14 protein-coding genes are annotated in these 17,123 nt (G+C 45.0%); 11 read left to right on the top strand and 3 right to left on the bottom strand.

The window, feature by feature from the left end:
* Nucleotides 1-137 precede the first annotated feature (137 nt).
* From BGK61_RS00490 to BGK61_RS00470, 5 genes are all read left to right on the top strand, one after another.
* Nucleotides 138-1,130, top strand: coding sequence for a cation diffusion facilitator family transporter (locus BGK61_RS00490; RefSeq protein WP_076012809.1), 993 nt, complete (start codon nucleotides 138-140; stop codon nucleotides 1,128-1,130).
* 111 nt (nucleotides 1,131-1,241) lie between these two features.
* Nucleotides 1,242-2,237, top strand: coding sequence for a YeiH family protein (locus BGK61_RS00485; RefSeq protein WP_076012808.1), 996 nt, complete (start codon nucleotides 1,242-1,244; stop codon nucleotides 2,235-2,237).
* A 159-nt stretch (nucleotides 2,238-2,396) separates the two neighbouring features.
* Complete coding sequence (locus BGK61_RS00480; RefSeq protein ID WP_076012807.1) at nucleotides 2,397-3,479, top strand: methyl-accepting chemotaxis protein; 1,083 nt, start codon at nucleotides 2,397-2,399, stop codon at nucleotides 3,477-3,479.
* An 88-nt stretch (nucleotides 3,480-3,567) separates the two neighbouring features.
* Nucleotides 3,568-5,073, top strand: coding sequence for a sensor histidine kinase (locus BGK61_RS00475; RefSeq protein ID WP_076012811.1), 1,506 nt, complete (start codon nucleotides 3,568-3,570; stop codon nucleotides 5,071-5,073).
* 156 nt (nucleotides 5,074-5,229) lie between these two features.
* Entirely contained in the window at nucleotides 5,230-6,813 is a 1,584-nt protein-coding gene (locus BGK61_RS00470) for a methyl-accepting chemotaxis protein (RefSeq protein WP_014999883.1), read from the top strand.
* 120 nt (nucleotides 6,814-6,933) lie between these two features.
* On the opposite strand, the gene BGK61_RS00465 is transcribed toward BGK61_RS00470, so the two are convergent.
* The 3 genes from BGK61_RS00465 to BGK61_RS00455 form a co-directional block, all read right to left on the bottom strand.
* On the bottom strand, nucleotides 6,934-8,268 hold the full coding sequence (locus BGK61_RS00465) for an ABC transporter permease (RefSeq protein WP_076011977.1): 1,335 nt from the start codon (nucleotides 8,266-8,268) through the stop codon (nucleotides 6,934-6,936).
* A complete protein-coding gene (locus BGK61_RS00460) occupies nucleotides 8,268-9,071 on the bottom strand; it encodes an ABC transporter ATP-binding protein (RefSeq protein ID WP_014999881.1) in 804 nt (267 codons plus the stop codon). Before BGK61_RS00460 ends, BGK61_RS00465 begins: the two co-directional genes overlap by 1 nt.
* 222 nt (nucleotides 9,072-9,293) lie before the next feature.
* Nucleotides 9,294-9,581, bottom strand: a complete 288-nt coding sequence (locus tag BGK61_RS00455; RefSeq protein WP_014999880.1) for a YebG family protein — start codon at nucleotides 9,579-9,581, stop codon at nucleotides 9,294-9,296.
* Between the two features lie 260 nt (nucleotides 9,582-9,841).
* On the opposite strand from BGK61_RS00455, the gene BGK61_RS00450 reads away from it, so the two are divergent.
* From BGK61_RS00450 to BGK61_RS00425, 6 genes are all read left to right on the top strand, one after another.
* A complete protein-coding gene (locus tag BGK61_RS00450; protein WP_076011978.1) occupies nucleotides 9,842-11,083 on the top strand; it encodes a GAF domain-containing sensor histidine kinase in 1,242 nt (413 codons plus the stop codon).
* A 144-nt stretch (nucleotides 11,084-11,227) separates the two neighbouring features.
* Nucleotides 11,228-11,629 carry a 30S ribosomal protein S6 gene (rpsF, locus tag BGK61_RS00445; RefSeq protein ID WP_014951120.1) on the top strand — a complete coding sequence of 134 codons (402 nt, stop codon included), beginning with the start codon at nucleotides 11,228-11,230 and terminating at the stop codon, nucleotides 11,627-11,629.
* Between the two features lie 11 nt (nucleotides 11,630-11,640).
* Nucleotides 11,641-11,868 (top strand): 30S ribosomal protein S18, encoded by a 228-nt coding sequence (rpsR, locus tag BGK61_RS00440; RefSeq protein ID WP_012519954.1) that lies wholly within the window; start codon nucleotides 11,641-11,643, stop codon nucleotides 11,866-11,868.
* A 26-nt stretch (nucleotides 11,869-11,894) separates the two neighbouring features.
* The gene (gene rplI, locus BGK61_RS00435) at nucleotides 11,895-12,347 is read left to right on the top strand and encodes a 50S ribosomal protein L9 (RefSeq protein ID WP_012519953.1); all 453 of its coding nucleotides are present in this window, start codon (nucleotides 11,895-11,897) and stop codon (nucleotides 12,345-12,347) included.
* 431 nt (nucleotides 12,348-12,778) lie between these two features.
* Nucleotides 12,779-15,958, top strand: coding sequence for an efflux RND transporter permease subunit (locus BGK61_RS00430; protein ID WP_076011979.1), 3,180 nt, complete (start codon nucleotides 12,779-12,781; stop codon nucleotides 15,956-15,958).
* Between the two features lie 13 nt (nucleotides 15,959-15,971).
* Nucleotides 15,972-17,060, top strand: a complete 1,089-nt coding sequence (locus tag BGK61_RS00425; RefSeq protein ID WP_076011980.1) for an efflux RND transporter periplasmic adaptor subunit — start codon at nucleotides 15,972-15,974, stop codon at nucleotides 17,058-17,060.
* Nucleotides 17,061-17,123 lie beyond the last annotated feature (63 nt).

Genomic DNA, 17,123 nt, shown 5'->3' with positions numbered 1-17,123 from the left:
AAAAAGAGAGACGATTGCTTCACCCACTATTTACAAATTATCTTGAGAACATGTTAACAACCTGTGCTCGATATTTTATTCGCACCTATCAACACATCACGTTAAGCTCAGCATATCTTCTTATGTGAGTTGTCATCATGCATCACCATAATCACAACACAAGCGTTTCCAATCAGCACAAAGGTCATCATCACGGTCACCACCACGGCGCACATACTGAGGCACTAGGTACAGACTCCACACGGATAGGATGGGCGTTCTGGCTGAACTTTATTTTCACCATCATTGAATTTATCGGTGGTTGGCTTACAAACAGTGTCGCCATTATGGCGGACGCGGTTCACGATTTAGGAGACTCTCTCTCTATAGGCCTTGCGTGGTATTTAAGTAAGTTAGGAAACAAAGCTTCAACCGAAAAGTATACTTATGGCTTCAAACGGTTAAGCCTGATGGGCGCCATGATCAATGGCGTTATATTGGTCATTGGCTCAATTTGGGTATTGTCTGAGGCCATTCCCCGTCTATCTAACCCAGAAATGCCCGTTACAGAGGGTATGATTGGATTGGCGATTCTCGGTATTTTCGTGAATGGCTTTGCTGCGTATAAGCTCCACGGCGGTCATTCGATGAATGAAAAAGTGCTTAACTGGCATTTAATAGAAGATACCATGGGGTGGGTTGCGGTACTGGTAGTAGCCATCGTTCTCCACTTTGTCGATTGGCCCATACTCGACCCTATCTTATCTATTGGTTTTACGCTTTTCATTTTGGTGAATGTTGTTCGATATGTAGTGCAGACCATGTCGTTGTTTCTACAGGGTGTACCTGATTTGGCAACAAGGAATGCTATTAGCAGTACGCTATTAAATATGGAGCACGTCGAAGAAATACATCACGTACATTTTTGGTCGCTAGACGGTGAGCAGCATGTGCTTACTGCACATGTGGTAATAAACTGTGCGATAGACAATGACAAGTTACGACTGCTTAAAGAAGAAGTGCACGAAAGGTTAGCGCCATTTGGGCTTGCTCACACAACCATAGAGTTCGAGTTGCCGGGTGAGCCATGTCGTGACGATAATGATCATTTACACGCTCACTCTCACGAACATCAGCATGAAGAACTATAAGTTGCGTTAAACTCTGGCGAGAGTAGGGAATCGTTTTCTAAAGGCCAACGAAAATCAAGCTTTTGTAGTGATAGGCCTTTTAAACAATAACTATAATTAATAAACAAAAGTATGAATATTAGATATCAAGCGATTCTCCCGGGAGTAAGCGTTTCCGTCATTACCGGCTTGGCGGCTCTTTTTCTCAGCGAGCACTACGGTTCCCCTGCCATGCTGTTTGCTCTTCTGATAGGAATGGCTGTTTCTTTTCTCTATCGAGCTGATTCACCAAGTACCGAAGGCATTGATTTTTGTGCCAGTACTTTATTGCGTACAGGTGTTGTACTCCTTGGTTTAAGACTCGCACTTGAAGATTTAACCGCACTGGGCTGGGATACGCTGGGCTTATTGTGCATTGCCATTTTATCGACCATCTTGCTTGGTATTGGCCTCGCTAGAATTTTGGGGTTAAAAGGGCAACTAGGGGCCTTAACAGGAGGCGCAGTTGCTATCTGTGGCGCGTCCGCTGCATTGGCTATATCTACCATTCTACCCAAAGGCCAGCACCACGAGCGAGATACACTAGTTACCGTTATTGGCGTTACCGCTATGTCTACAATCGCAATGGTACTTTATCCTATTATCGCTGTTCAGCTAAACCTGTCAGACAGTGAAGCTGGCATATTTCTAGGTGGCACTATTCATGATGTTGCGCAAGTTGTAGGGGCAGGCTACTCGATTTCTCAGGAAGTAGGCGACATGGCAACGCTAACGAAACTTGTTAGGGTGGCCATGCTAGTTCCAGTAGTTATGATTATGGTGTTAGTAGTAGCAAAAACCTTATCTGCTGGTATCAAAAGCCGTCAAACAAACAGTCCTAAGATACCACTCTTCTTAGTCGGCTTCGTGATGATGATGCTACTGAACAGTTTCTTTGTTTTACCTGAAAGCGTTGTAGAGATGGGGAGTCAAATCTCACGCTTTTTCCTCATCGTTTCCATAGCCGCGATTGGAATGAAATCAAACTTGGGTCAGCTCATCAATGTTGGTGTGCGACCAATAATTATGATTTTCGCAGAAACCCTATGGTTAGCACTCATCATTTTAGGGTACTTACACTTTTCGTAACGTTAGATAAGAAACTGGGCGCGGCGTTTTAAATGTATCGAATTTAGAAAATCTGCCGATATTCAATGTATAACGCTACTTCAGACTAATAGTTAATTAGTCTAAATATCTGTTAATCTGAACAAAATAACTCTATAAAAAACATATCGGTAACCACACATGTTTGTATCTCGCAGTAAATACGAAGAAAAAGAAGCGCAAGTACGTAAACTAGAAGCAAGAGTGCAAGAAGCCTTAGACAAAATTGACGTTTTAGAGGCAGAAAATAGTGAACTCATTAATGCCATTGAGGCTGCAAACGGCCAGCATGCATCGTCGAACGATTCCGTTGTAATGAAGTGCATTGTTGATGCAATGCGTCAATTAGAAGGTATTCGTGAAACGGTGTTGGCTACTTATCAGCGAATCGATGCTGAGAACCAGTCTGTAGCTAATATTAATGAGTTGTTTAGTGATTCTGCGACTACGTTGAGCAAAATTGTTACCGACATGAGCGGGCTTAATGTCCAAATGGGCAGTATGAGCGAACGTATTTCGGGGTTATCGACAACAGCAGATAACATTAATAAATTTGTTACTACTATTACGAGTATTTCCGACCAGACCAACTTGCTCGCGCTAAACGCCGCGATTGAAGCGGCTCGAGCGGGCGATGCAGGTCGAGGGTTTAGTGTTGTTGCTGATGAAGTACGTGCACTGGCAACAGAAACCAATAAATCTGCAACGGAAGTTTCAGAGTTGGTTAATGGCATTATTCAATCAACATCCAAAGCGGTGTCGGGAGTGAATGAGCTGCGTGGAAACAACGAACAGCTTGAGACAGGCATTAATCAACTTAATAGTAGCTATGAAGTCATGGTGAAGCACTGTGACAGCATGAAATCTACTATTAGTGAAGGCACCATTGCTACATTTATCCAAACAGTAAAGCTGGATCATGTAGTGTGGAAAGCAGAAGTATATGCGGTGCTATGTGGTTACAGTAACAAATCGGTGGCGGACTTTGGCGATCACAAAAACTGTCGCCTAGGGCAATGGTATAGTGATAATGCTAACAAAGCGGTAGGCCAAACAACGGCATTCAGAGAGATTGAAGCTCCGCATGCAAGAGTACATAGCAGCGGAATAGCCGCAGTGCTAGCTAAACAAAATGGCGACAACGCTGAAGCTGATGCTAAGCTTATAGAGATGGAACAAGCCAGTGAGAGAGTAATGACACTCCTTGATAGGCTAGTTAGCTAGCGGCCGCAGAACTCTATGGTTCTATAGGCCCCATTGAAAAGTACGGCGCTCTGAAATTTTATCGGCGACCTAAATGGAGGGCTTCTTGGTGAGTGAAACATCGTATTCCACCGACCACGAGCGCATTCTTGCGCTGGAAGCCCGCGTTAACTCGTTAGAACGACAACTTAAGCGTCAAAAAATTGCGCGTAAAAACGCAGAATCTTTCTTAGAAACCTATTCTCAAGATGCTTATCTAGCAAACCAAGCGCTTAGAAAAGCACTAAATGATTCAAAGCAGCGGGAGCGAGAGCTGCTCTACCTCAACAGAACTGCATCGCAGCTTTCCAACGCCCAGCCAGGAAAAAGTTTTATATTTTCTGCCCTAGAATCAGCGGTGGAATTTAGCAATGCCCATTGTGGAAAAGCGTTCATTGTGAAAAATGACGAGCTCGTAGTGGGTGATGATAACCAAGTACTTACTTTTGACGAGGGGTGGTGTAGCTCACCGGAACTTGCTGAATTAATTAAAATTGAAACACCACTCTCCTTAAGGGACAGTTATTCCCATTGGTGTGTTAATGCAGTTCAGCGACCCGACACTCAAAAAGAAGCGCGCTTACTTCACTTCATGCATAAAATGGCTGACGGCGAATACGCCTGGCTAGTGTTGCTTACCAAAGATGACAACCTAGAAGAAGAAACGCTTTATGTTTTGGATACAACTAAGCATTACTTAGACATAACATCACGCTACGAAAGTAAAACGACGGAACTTAACAGTCGAAAAATTGAATTAAAGACGGTTAAAAAAGACAGGGACTTTTTAGAAGAGAGGTTGGTCAGCGCAGATAAAATGGCGATGTTAGGCCAACTTGCGGCGGGCATAGCTCATGAAATTAATAACCCAATCGGGTATGTTCGAAGTAATACCGTTGTCGCGAAAGAAATCTTTAATGACTATCAACATGCGTTAGATGAAATAGGGCTACTGTGTCGTACTGCTGGTGGAGAGATTGAAGCGCAATTCGAAGCGCTGGAGAAGCGTTTTTCTCTGCGAGAAAGTGCAAGCGAGATTTTAGAAATGTTCAACGAATCTCATGAGGGCATTGAACGCATTATTGAGATAGTAAAAGCGTTGCGAAGTTTTTCGTATCCAGGCTCAGGAAAGCACACGCAAATAAGCGCTGTAGAAGCTATGAATACGGTAATCAAGCTAACGAACAACCTGCACAGGTACAAAAACAAAGTTAATTTAGAAGTACCGGATAAAGATGTTTATTTCCTTGGTAACGCGGGGCAAATTCAGCAGGTATTGGTTAATTTCGTAACCAACGCTATCTATGCTACGCCAGAAGGAAAGTCTATCACCCTAAAAGTACAGAAAGATGAAAAGAACGCCATGCTTATCGTAGAAGATGAAGGTATCGGTATGTCGAAAGAAACACTGGATAGAATATTCACGCCCTTCTTTACCACTAAGCCTCCTGGTGAAGGAACAGGGTTAGGCATGTCTATTTCCATGACCATTGTCGAAGAACACAACGGAAAAATAAATATCACCAGTGAAGAGGGTAAAGGAACATGCGTTGCGGTTTTATTGCCTTTATTCTAAAGTATAAAGTGCTTTCCTAAACTGCTGATAAAATATAGAATTTCTCTAATTTTTTCTTCCAGCTAGACAGAAAATATTTATGTTCTAGTCTTAGGAGATAAGCAAAATTTCCTACTGTTCACGGATGATTGCTTTGTTACATGGAGAAAGCACCCAATGAGAAATAATCAGCCAGTTACCCAAAAAGAATATAAATTCCCATCACATCACCGTCTTATTTCCTCCACTGATAAACGTGGTGTAATCCAGCATTGCAACAGCGCATTCGTAGAGGCGAGCGGTTATACTCGTGAAGAACTCATTGGTAAAAACCACAATATTATCCGTCATCCAGATATGCCAGCCCCCGTATTCAAAGAGATGTGGCGTACTTTGGAATCTGGGCAGAGCTGGTTAGGTCTGGTTAAAAACAGAAGAAAAAATGGCGATCATTATTGGGTTTCGGCGTTCGTAACGCCTGTGTACGAGGGGAAAGCCGTTGTAGGCTATGAGTCCGTTCGAGTTCCAGCGTTGAGTGACGAAATAACCCGTGCTTCCAGTGTTTATGCAAGAATGCAGCAGGGAAAGTCAGCGGTATCACCGATGTCGCGCTTAGCTCAAAACCTAATGCATCTGGCGCCTACGTTGCTGATAAGTGCTGTCTTAGTACTAGCTCTTGCATTTACCCACGGCGCCGCTGCGGCTGGTATTGCGCTAGCAGGGGCAATTATTTTAATGATTGCCCAAGAAGCCAAAACGAGAAAAGATTGGGGCGCGCTGCTTTCGCTTAGCCCGGAAAGCTATGCAAACGAAACGGTGGCGCAAACCTACTTCCCGGACCCTATTCACATTAGCCAAGCTAAGCTCGCACTGGGGTGTGAACTTGCCAGAAATCGCACGGCGTTAACCCGTATTAAAGATGCATCAGCGGGCCTTGAGTCAATCGCTAACACAACGCATCAGCAAGCTGAAAGTACAAGTGCTGCGGTGGTCCAACAAAACCAAGCAACCCAGCAAATCGCGTCTGCGGTGACGCAAATGAGTCAGGCCATTCAAGAAGTTGCAGAACGAGTAGAGAGCAACGCAAAGAGCGCAAGGACTGCAGCGGCAAACGTTGAAACGGGTAATCAAAAGGCAGAACAAGCCATGCAGGCGATTGTCGCCTTACGCGAGGCGGTTGAGTCAATCTCTACCACGGTAACAGAGCTGGCTCAGTCAACCAGCGATATTGGTGAAGCGGCCAATATTATTTCTACTATTGCGGAGCAAACTAACCTGCTAGCACTTAACGCTGCGATTGAAGCTGCAAGAGCTGGCGAACAAGGAAGAGGTTTTGCGGTTGTTGCCGATGAGGTTCGTACTTTAGCTTCGAAAACTCGCGAATCGACCGATAAAATCCACAACATCATTAATGAATTGGCTGAGCGTTCTGACCGAGCTGTAAGGGTATCGACGGAAGGGCTAGCTTCAGCAGAGCACGGCAGCGCTATAGTAGAAGAAACCCGAGGTGCATTGTTTGAAATTAATAACGCCGTAAAAGGTATTGCCGATGCCACGGTAGAGATGTCTTCAGCGGTAGAAGAACAAAGCACGGTGGCAGAGCATATTAACCAGCAGTTAGTAGAAGTCGCTGACGGCGCGTCTGAAACCCAGCGTTCATCTGAAGCATCGTTAGCAGCGAGTCACGATTTACGCGCAACGGTTAATCAGGTTCACGAGCTAATATTGCGTTTCAGCACAGATAAGCGAGTGGGAGAGTAATACTCTCCCCAGCTCTCTTACGCTCACTCCACTAAAAGGCCTATTGCCTATTGGCGTAAAGATGTGGCGCTAAATAAAAGCCTATAAAACTCGAAACAACGTTTTAGGCATAGGTATTTATTAATTCGCATTAAGCCCTGCATGTAGGCCGCGTCTGTAGGCCGCCACAGCTGGAAACAGCGAAACCAAATATGTGCACCCTAGTATAAGCAAAATAATAACAACACTGCTTTGACTGAATAGTGGGCCGCTTAAGAAGAGTCCATAAGCACTGCTTAACCAAGGTTTTAGTGCGCTCATAAGCCCAGCTACCAAGCCTAAACTCAGTGTGGCACTCACAATCGTAAGCACCATCGCTTCAATCTGTATGAGTAGCAGTAAGGTAAACGGTCCTGCGCCTATAGTTCGTAAAACCGCGATTTCTTGATAACGCTCCCTCATCGTTGCTAGCAGCATAGTCGCAAGCCCAATTAGCGCGCAGATGACGATAAGACCGGAAAGGCCAAGCAATAGCGATTCTACATTTCCCATAATTTGCCAAAGTTCAGCGAGTGCCATGCCCGGTAGAATAGCCATTAGCGGCTCATTCTTACTTTGATTAATTTGATATTGAAGCTGCAGTGCAGTTACCCGATGTTTAAGCCCCAGCATCACCACGGATACTGACTCAGGCGTAAATGCTTCGCTATGGTAAGCCGCATGTTCTTCGGTATGCTCGTCATGCTCATGCTCATGCTCATGCTCATGCTCATGCTCATGCTCATGCTCGTTTTCCTTGTCAGCAGATTTGCGGCCTAACATTGAGGTGGGCGAATGTTTAGGCCCAGTGTGAGCTTCTTCAAGTCCTTGCAAGGTAACGTATACGGCTTTATCTACGGGAGTGCCAGTTTTCTTAAGAATGCCCGAGATAGTAAAAGGATGTGCATCATGATTGTTAAATGAGACATTCCCTAAACCGTGGGAAATAATGATTTCATCCCCTACCTTGTAGCCCAATGACGTGGCAATGTCAGCACCGACAACAGTAGACAGTGGCTGCGTAAACGCAGTGCCTTCCGACATTTCAAGTGACTGCATATCTCCGTATTTAAAGTGGTCGAAAAAACTACTGGTAGTACCTACTACTCTAAAACCTCTGTGAGTATCACCTAAAGATAGCGGGATAAGCCACGATACCTGTTTGTTAGATTGAAGCGCCGCAATACTTTTATATTCAATACCTTTGGTGGGAGTGCCTATATTAAACACTGACGACAGGAGTAAATTAAGCTGTCCACTTGGTGCGCCAACAATAAGATCAACACCAGACACGGTGCGCGTAAAACTGGTTTTTACTTGGCTGCGAATAATGTCCACGCACAAAAGTAAACTAATGCTGATGGTAATGCTTAAAAGTGTGAGGATTGCCGTTGTTTTCCTGCGCTTTAAGCTTTCAATAGCAATAGTACTTAGCATTACGCACGCTCCTGTGCTTTTTTGGTCTCACCGCCTAACGCCTTTATGTGGTTTGTACTTGGGCTTAATTCACTTATGCTGCAGTGGCGGTCAAAATAATTTTCCATGGCTTTGTCGTGACTCACGAAAATCATGGTACTTTCACCTGCAACATCTTTTAGCAGTGACATAAAACTATCTCTGGCATCGGTATCTAGGGCAGAGGTAGGTTCATCAACAATCAATAATTGAGGGTCGTTTATCAGTGCTCTGGCTATGGCAACGCGCTGCTGCTGACCTATACTCAATGCGTCAGCTTTCGCATGCAGCACGTGAGAAGGCAGCTGTAGCTTGTCCATCAAATGACGAAGCTTTGCGTCTTCTGTTTTTTTACTAGGTTTCGTACTTGCAAAGTACACCGCTGCACGAATATTCTGCGCCACCGAAAGGTAGGGAATAAGGTTAAACTGCTGAAAAACAACGCCGATATGACGTGCTCTAAACTTGTCCCGCTGTCGGTTAGATAACGAGGAAAAAGGCTGTTCGAGTAAAGCGATGTCGCCCCGAGTAGGGGTCAACGTACCACATAGCAAATTGAGCAATGTGCTTTTGCCACTCCCCGAAGGCCCTGAAAGAAAAACGTGTTCACCTTGGGAAACCTGCCACGCTTTAATATCAATGACGGGCGCATTTTTTTTGGTGTACGAAAACTGTAAATTGCTAACTTCAATCGCTGTGTTGCGCTCTTCAGTCACTGCGCTGCGGCCTTCAACTACTACATTGCGCTGGGGTTGAGTGCTATTGTTTTTATTAATTATATTCACGCTAAGCCCGAACTATATTTATGTCTTATATTCACATTAGCAAAAGCGACACATCTGTTCACCCAGTCAAGGCCGAGTAAAAAACTTTCACCGCTTTGTGCCAATGTTATTAAATAACATTGCCTCTGACAGCTATGCTATCAGATCTTATTAGGACAAAGCGGCAGTTGCTCTTATTAATTGCTCTTCATAACGACATAAAGGAGAGGCGCGCTGAAATTATCAGCCATTAGCTTGTAGCTTTACCACTTCCGCGCTTTCATCTTCCAATACGCTTTCTGCTGTAGCGCCTTTGAAAATCTTGCTGATTTTATCTTTGTTTTTAGACAGCATAATGGTGAGTTCTTCCACAACACTATCGTCTAGCTTGATGCCCTTCGCATGAATGTAATCAGCAAGGTTATCTGCCGCATCGAGCATTTTGTCAAACTGATCGGCTTCTTTTTTGTCGGTAGTTACCAATTTTTCTACCCCTTTGTGCGTAACAACATACTGTGTGGTAATGGCCATGGTAGGTCCCCTGTTTATTAAAGATACAAAAACTGTACAGTATTTTACTGTATAAATAAACAGTGTTGTTGATTTATTATTGCTGGATTTGCGAAAGTTATTGAGTATTATACATTGGTATACATTAGCATCTCTATTCAGTCCAAATTTAATGTTGTGCACAACCTTTAACGTGGTTAGTTATTTCATCTTTCGAAATTTTAAAGTATTAGAAAAAAGACTCTACTAAACAAGTTCTCGAGAAAAGGTACTTCAAAGTTATGGTAGCGAACGGCGCTGTTCATCAAGACATTCAAGCTATTGATGCTATCGAAGCGATCCCTCATATAATGCAAATACTAGCAAGTAGCTTAAATCTGCGTTTCATTTGTGTCGCCAGAGTCACGGAAGAAGCGTGGACCTTGTGCGCAGTGTTAGACAACGCAGAGTTTGGTCTAACTCCCGGCGACCATTTAGATATAGAGACCACATTCTGCCGCTCTGTGAGGGCAAGTAGGAAAGAGATCGTCATCAATCACGCGTCTGCTGACAAAGAGTATTGTGATAATCCCATACCTGTAATGTATGGTTTTGAAAGCTATTTTTCTTACCCTATTTACGACGCTAATGGGGATTTTTTTGGAACTCTATGCGGCTTAGACTCAGAGCCAAGGGAGTTACGCTGCGAGCTTGTTCACGGGCAGATAAGTGCTTTCGCTAGACTTATATCTAGTCAGATCTTATTAAAAGACCAGATAGAGCGATCACGGGCACAGCTTACTGACGCAAGAAATATTGCCCGTCTTCAAGAACAATACATCGCTATTTTGGGTCACGACATACGAACCCCTTTATCTTCCATTCAAATTGGTATTAGTTTTCTAGATGACATATTAAAAGACAGTGAAATCGCAAACACTGTCCAAGTGCCAGTATTCAAAGCTGTATCAAGAATGAAAAATAGCGTGCAAAGAATGACTCGCCTAATCGAAGATACAATGGACTTCACCCACAGTCGAGTCGGCGAAGGGCTACCAGTGAAAATGGGGGTGACAGTTAGTTTAGCGCAACAACTGAACTACACAATTGAGGAGTTAGCTACTGCTTATCCTAGATGCACCATCAGAACACATATTGACATAACTGAGCATTTTGTCTGTGATGAAAAGCGAGTTTGTCAGCTCCTCTCCAATTTGTTGAAAAATGCCCTAGTACATGGCGACCAAGCGTATCCGATATATGTCAAGGCTATCACCAATAAGAGCGACTTTATCCTTAGCGTAAGAAACAGTGGCACCCCTATATCTGATGAGTCTAAAACTCGCCTATTTCAACCTTTCTGGCGTAAAGACGGCAGCGCGAAAAATGGTGGGCTAGGTTTAGGGTTGTTTATAGCATCAGAAATTGCAAAGGCGCATAAAGGTTCCCTCAAGGTGTCTTCTGATTTTAACGGAACGGAATTCATCCTGCGCTTTCCGCTAATGCGCGTTACCTCTATCTCATACGAAAGTGCCTCGCAGTAACCGCAAAATAATTTCCAAAGTTGATTAATGCTTGTGCAACGATGTTTGAGTGCGTATAATGCGCGCCCTTACAGCCATCCCAATTCGTTCCTTGTCTCCATACAGTCGGCTGTACTGTCGAGGCTACAACCGTAAGGAGCTATAATGCGTCATTACGAAATCGTATTTATGGTTCACCCTGATCAGAGTGAACAAGTACCTGGTATGATCGAGCGTTATACCACAATCCTAAAGCAAGACGGTGGTCAGATTCATCGTTTAGAAGATTGGGGCCGTCGTCAACTGGCTTACCCAATTGAAAAGCTGCACAAAGCCCACTACGTACTAATCAATGCTGAAGCGTCTGCAGAAGCTGTTGATGAATTGGAAAATGCTTTCCGTTTCAACGACGTGATCTTACGTAACATGGTTATGCGCACTAAGACTGCTGTGACTGAGCCTTCTCCAATGATGAAAGAAGAGCCTCGTCGTGAGCGTCGTGACGATTCTGCTCCTCGCCAAGATCGCGCGGAAAAGAAAACTGAAACCACTGAAGACAACGCTTAAGGAGATCACCCATGGCTCGTTTTTTCAGACGTCGTAAGTTCTGCCGTTTCACTGCAGAAGGTGTGACTGAGATTGATTACAAAGATATCGCTACTCTTAAGAACTACATCACTGAGAGCGGTAAAATTGTCCCTAGCCGTATTACTGGTACAAGCGCAAAATATCAGCGTCAGCTGTCTTCTGCGATCAAGCGCGCACGTTTCCTTGCGTTGCTTCCGTACACTGATTCACACAAGTAATTTGGCGAATATAAGGGTTAGCTAAGATGAATATCATCCTACTAGATAAAATCGCCAACCTTGGCGGCCTGGGCGACCAAGTGACTGTTAAGTCTGGTTACGCTCGTAACTTCCTTTTCCCACAGGGTAAAGCGGTTCCTGCAACTAAAGACAACGTTGAAAAGTTCGAAGCACGTCGTGCTGAACTTGAAGCGAAAATTGCTGAGCAACTAGCTGCTGCTAACGCACGCGCTGAAAAAGTTGCTGAGCTTGCTGAAGTTACAATCGCAGCTCCTGCTGGCGACGAAGGTAAACTATTTGGCTCTGTTGGTACTCGTGACATCGCTGATGCAATCACTGCAGCTGGCGTTGAAGTACAAAAAGCAGAAGTTAAACTACCTACTGGTACTCTTCGTGAGACTGGTGAGTATGACATCGACTTACAACTTCACTCTGACGTTATCACTTCAATCAAAGTGATCATCATTGCTGAAGCGTAATCGCTGACGTATTTGAAAAAAGCCGCTCTTAGAGCGGCTTTTTTTTGCTCTAAATTTATTTAAGATTCACCTCGCCATCTTAACAGGTGTTCTTGCATTACTCTTTGCTCTTGCCTTCTTTAACTTTCAACAAATTGACGTTTAATTAACACATAATACGCGGTTGGCAGCTTACACTCTTCAAAGCTCAGCTTAGCTCTCCGGCATTCCACGTTGAGCCACTTAACACACTTGGTGTAACCAAATATGTCTAAAGCCGACAAACAGCGTATTTTTGAGGTCCACTCATCTGCGATAAATAACGTTTTTTAAACGGTATTTAAACAAAATGTTAATAATCGCTGAAATTCTTAGTGTCATGGCTTTAAACTTTTTCTGTCATTCCTGCGACCTATAGTAAACCAAACAATAAAAAGCATAAGTGCCATATTATGGACATCACTAAGCAAGCAATAAAAAACGCGACTGGGGTAGGTATAGGAATAACACTGCTGGTATTTTTAGGGCTATATAGCCTGTTTAATTTACCTGTACAGCTGTTTCCTGACATTGAAAGACCGAATATTAACATCCAGACCTCGTGGCGCGCTGCGTCGCCCCAAGAAATTGAGTCGGAGATCATTGAACCTCAAGAGGAAGTCCTGCAAGGGATCCCTGGCCTTGAGTCGATGAGCGCATGGGCAAACCAAGGTAATGCGTGGATTAATCTAGAGTTTGGCTTAGATACAGACATGCAGAAAACGCTCATTGAAGTGATTAGCCGCATGAACCGCTTACCCCCACTACCTCGCGATGCCCTCTCCCCTAATATAATGCTTGCTGGAAGTGGGGGAGACGCCCCCGCTTTGACCTACTTTTTTCTTCAGCGCCTTCCGGGCAATCCAAACGAAATTAATACCTATGTAACCTTTTTTACCGATGTCATTAAACCTCAGCTTGAATCTATCCCGGGCGTTGCAAGGGCGCGTATGGAAAGCGGGGTTGGCGGCGTTGAGGAGTTTCAAATTGTTTTCGACCCGTTTAAAGCGGCGCAGTTAGGCATTGACCTAACGGCAGTTGCCAACGAGTTGGGGCGTGCGAATGATATTTCAGGCGGCTTTGTCGATGTGGGCAGAAGACGCTATACCCTGCGTTTTGAAGGTCGCTACGAGCCTACGCAAATGGGTGAAATGATCCTTGAATGGCGAGACGGCAGCCCTATCACTCTAAATGACATTGCCGAAATTAAAATCACCCGCGCTGACGGTGCAAACTACAGTGTGCAAAACGGCAATCCGGCTATATCTATTCGCGTAGACCGACAAAACAACGCCAATGTTTTAGCTACCTTAGAAGCCGTAAAAGCAAAAGTTGCACAAATAAACGAACAGGACTTGGTCCCTGAACAGTTAGTCATGGCGCAAAGCTTCGATGCCTCAGTATTTATCTATAGAGCGGTGCAGCTAGTTACAAGCAATTTATTTATAGGCGTGCTGCTTGCCATTGCCGTGCTTTGGCTCTTTATGCGCCAGCTGCGGGCAACGCTCATTGTGGCATTGGCCATTCCTATCTCACTACTTAGCACTTTTGTGGTGCTTCAGATTACTGGTCGCTCGCTCAATATCATTTCACTAGCAGGGCTCGCCTTTGCGGTAGGTATGGTGCTAGACGCCGCTATTGTCGTGCTGGAAAACATTGTAAGAACGCGCAAGAGTGCCGAAATCGAAAACAAAGACTCAAATTCACAAACGCACATGGAGGATTGTGCCCATCGGGGAACGAAAGAAGTTTTTGGTGCTCTCATGGCGTCAACAGCTACCACCGTTGCCATTTTTATTCCCGTTATGTTTTTGGAAGATGTTGAAGGGCAATTGTTTGCTGACCTCGCTCTTACCATTGCCATTGCAGTGTGTATGTCGCTAGTGGTTGCGGTAACGGTATTGCCTGTTGTTGCCGCTAGATACCTTAATGGCAATATGCCAGCTGACAGCCTACAGCGGGTATGGGCAAAAATAACCCGCGCTATTATGTCGCTATCAAGTACGCCGCTTCGCCGCCTCGTATTAGTAATAACGCTTATGGGAGTGCCTATTACAGGTAGTGTTCTGCTTATGCCTGCCATGGACTATTTGCCACCCGTAAAACGCGATGCCGTTGACGCCTTCTTAAGTTTGCCTGCAGGTGCCAGTGAAAACTTTATTAGCGAAGAAGTGATGCCAATTATCGTTGAGCGACTGCAGCCCTACATGGACGGAGACAAGCAGCCAGCGCTGAAAAACTACTACATTATTACGTGGCCAAATGGCGGAAATTTGGGTGTGCGCGCTAAAGATCAGTCTAAGGTCAAAGAGTTAGAAGCCATTGTTCGCGATGAAATTTTAAAGGATTTGCCGGATACACAAACCTTTTCACAACAAGGCAATTTGTTCGGCGGCTTTGGAAACGGTCGGTCAATCGACATTCATCTTCAAGGTACCGATCAGGCCATGCTCGGCATTGCTGCGCAAGCAGGTTTAGACAAATTGAGAGAAGTTTTCCCTAACGCTAATGCGCGTTCGAATCCACCTCTAGAGCAAGCCGAACCAGAGCTTCGCTTTTACCCCAATGACAGCCGAATGATGGAAGTGGGGTTAAATCGGGGCAGTATGGGGAACCTGGTACGAGCCATGGGTGATGGTATGTATGTGGGGGAGTACTTCGATGGCACCAAACGCATGAATATTATCTTTCGCTCAGCACCTTGGTTCACACCCGAAGACTTAAACAGTACGCCAGTCATGACACCATCAGGCGAGGTGGTGCAATTAGGCGAACTGGTAGGTATTGAAAGAGCCGTAGGTCCGAGTCGTATTCAGCGCATTGATGGTCGAAGAACCCTTACGCTAAACGTAAATCCGCCAGAGGGTATGAGTTTAGAAGAAGCCATGAAAGTGATTACCTCTGAGGTTGAGCCCGCCATTATGGCCATGATGCCTACCGATGGCGCTATTAATTATGGTGGTAGCGCGGATAGCTTAAAAGGCGCTATTGCCTCGATGGCTGATAACTTTCTTTTTGCCATGGTGTTGCTACTGCTGTTAATGGCGGGGTTGTTTAAATCGTTAAAAGACAGCGTGCTGGTAGTACTTTCTATTCCGCTAGCCACGGTGGGCGGGGTGATTGCTATTCGTATCATGAACATCTTTACCTTCCAGCCAATGGACCTGTTAACCATGATTGGCTTCATTATTTTGCTAGGGCTTGTGGTGAACAATGCCATTTTACTTGTTCATCAAACTCGTATAGGAGAACAAGAAGGGCTGACCCGTGATGACGCGGTAGAGCAAGCCATCAAACTACGTTTACGGCCTATCTTTATGAGCACACTGACCTCAATCTTTGGCATGCTGCCCCTACTGTTGCTACCAGGTGCAGGCAGCGTTATTTACCGAGGTCTTGCGGCTGTTATTGTGGGAGGAATGACGGTGAGTACCATATTCACCTTGCTATTACTGCCTACCTTGCTGCGTATGACGGCTTCAACGTCATCTGTAAATATACTCAAACCCCTGGCCGAGCGTATAGAGAGCACTGGCACTTCGCCGACTACTTCATCCACCGTAAAACAAAATAAATACAACGATCATGTGTAAGGAAAAGACAACCATGAAAGCAATGACTTCTACTATCGCCCTTAGTTTGTTTACCTTATTTGCAAGCAGTGTATCGTTGAGCGCACACGCGCAGGATAGCAAGCAACCACCGCCGGAGCTGGTTCAAATAGATGAAGCCAGAGAGCAAGCGATTTCACAACTAACCTGGGTTCCTGGAACGGTACTAAGCGTTATCGATGCAAACCTTGCCTCTGAGGTAGACGGTCGCATCACTTGGATGGCAGATGTAGGTGATGTGGTTAAAGCAGGGGAGCCTTTAGTTAAAGTCGACGATACTCGCTTAAGCATTACCCGCAATCAAAATGCCTCAAATATTGCCAGATGGCAGTCGCAGGTTGAACTGTTTACCAAACGTCTCGCGAGGTACAAAAACCTTCAGGCCAGTCAAAACACGTCCAGAGGTGAGTTAGAGGAAGTGGAAGCTGACTTAGAGAATGCTAAGCAGGAGTTAGCGCAAGCCAAATTGGATTTAGAATTCACCGAATATCAGATAGCACAAAGCAGTATTCGTGCTCCCTTTACGGCTTTGGTGGTTGAAAGGCTGCAGTCGCCGGGCGAATACACTGGGGTAGGGCAAACCCTGCTTCGCGTGGTAAACCCTGATAGCGTTGAAGTTCAGGTGCGCGCCCCCCTTAACGTATTACCCTATATTGCCACCGGCATGAGCGTAAGCGTTCACAATAACGTGAACCAAGTAGAAGAATCTATTCGTGCCATTGTACCGGTAGGCAACAGTACATCGCGCATGATGGAGCTACGAATTGCCATCAACCCAGGTGACTTTCCTATAGGCAGTGCAGTGCGTGTGGCGTTGCCTAGCAGCGATACTCATGATGGTGTCACCATACCCCGCGATGCACTGGTACTAAGAAAGTCGGGCACCTTTATCTATCAGCTCAATGAAAATAATGAAGCGGAGCAAGTTAAGGTGACAACCGGGGTGGGGATGGGCGATAGAATTGAAGTGTTTGGCGATGTGAACCCGAAGCGCTCGGTTGTGGTGAGAGGAGCTGAACGCCTGCGTGCAGGCCAGAAAGTACGTTACAACAATGAGCGTGAGTCTTTGACAGCGAAGAACTGAGAGAATTGTAACAAATGTAAAAGTGCTATCCATTTAGACTAAAGTTAATGAGAATGTTTCTTA

Source organism: Alteromonas abrolhosensis, from assembly GCF_001953635.1.
GTDB lineage: Bacteria > Pseudomonadota > Gammaproteobacteria > Enterobacterales > Alteromonadaceae > Alteromonas > Alteromonas abrolhosensis.
Note: the sequence above shows the minus strand (reverse complement) of the source record. Positions and strands in the feature narration are given on the sequence as shown.

What these genes read in the sequence shown, in the direction of transcription:
- BGK61_RS00490 (WP_076012809.1), top strand. Translation starts at nt 138, where the DNA reads ATGCATCACCATAATCACAACACAAGCGTTTCCAATCAGCACAAAGGT.
- BGK61_RS00485 (WP_076012808.1), top strand. Translation starts at nt 1,242, where the DNA reads ATGAATATTAGATATCAAGCGATTCTCCCGGGAGTAAGCGTTTCCGTC.
- BGK61_RS00480 (WP_076012807.1), top strand. Translation starts at nt 2,397, where the DNA reads ATGTTTGTATCTCGCAGTAAATACGAAGAAAAAGAAGCGCAAGTACGT.
- BGK61_RS00470 (WP_014999883.1), top strand. Translation starts at nt 5,230, where the DNA reads ATGAGAAATAATCAGCCAGTTACCCAAAAAGAATATAAATTCCCATCA.
- BGK61_RS00465 (WP_076011977.1), bottom strand. Translation starts at nt 8,268, where the DNA reads ATGCTAAGTACTATTGCTATTGAAAGCTTAAAGCGCAGGAAAACAACG.
- BGK61_RS00455 (WP_014999880.1), bottom strand. Translation starts at nt 9,581, where the DNA reads ATGGCCATTACCACACAGTATGTTGTTACGCACAAAGGGGTAGAAAAA.
- BGK61_RS00450 (WP_076011978.1), top strand. Translation starts at nt 9,842, where the DNA reads ATGGTAGCGAACGGCGCTGTTCATCAAGACATTCAAGCTATTGATGCT.
- rpsF (WP_014951120.1), top strand. Translation starts at nt 11,228, where the DNA reads ATGCGTCATTACGAAATCGTATTTATGGTTCACCCTGATCAGAGTGAA.
- rpsR (WP_012519954.1), top strand. Translation starts at nt 11,641, where the DNA reads ATGGCTCGTTTTTTCAGACGTCGTAAGTTCTGCCGTTTCACTGCAGAA.
- rplI (WP_012519953.1), top strand. Translation starts at nt 11,895, where the DNA reads ATGAATATCATCCTACTAGATAAAATCGCCAACCTTGGCGGCCTGGGC.
- BGK61_RS00430 (WP_076011979.1), top strand. Translation starts at nt 12,779, where the DNA reads ATGGACATCACTAAGCAAGCAATAAAAAACGCGACTGGGGTAGGTATA.
- BGK61_RS00425 (WP_076011980.1), top strand. Translation starts at nt 15,972, where the DNA reads ATGAAAGCAATGACTTCTACTATCGCCCTTAGTTTGTTTACCTTATTT.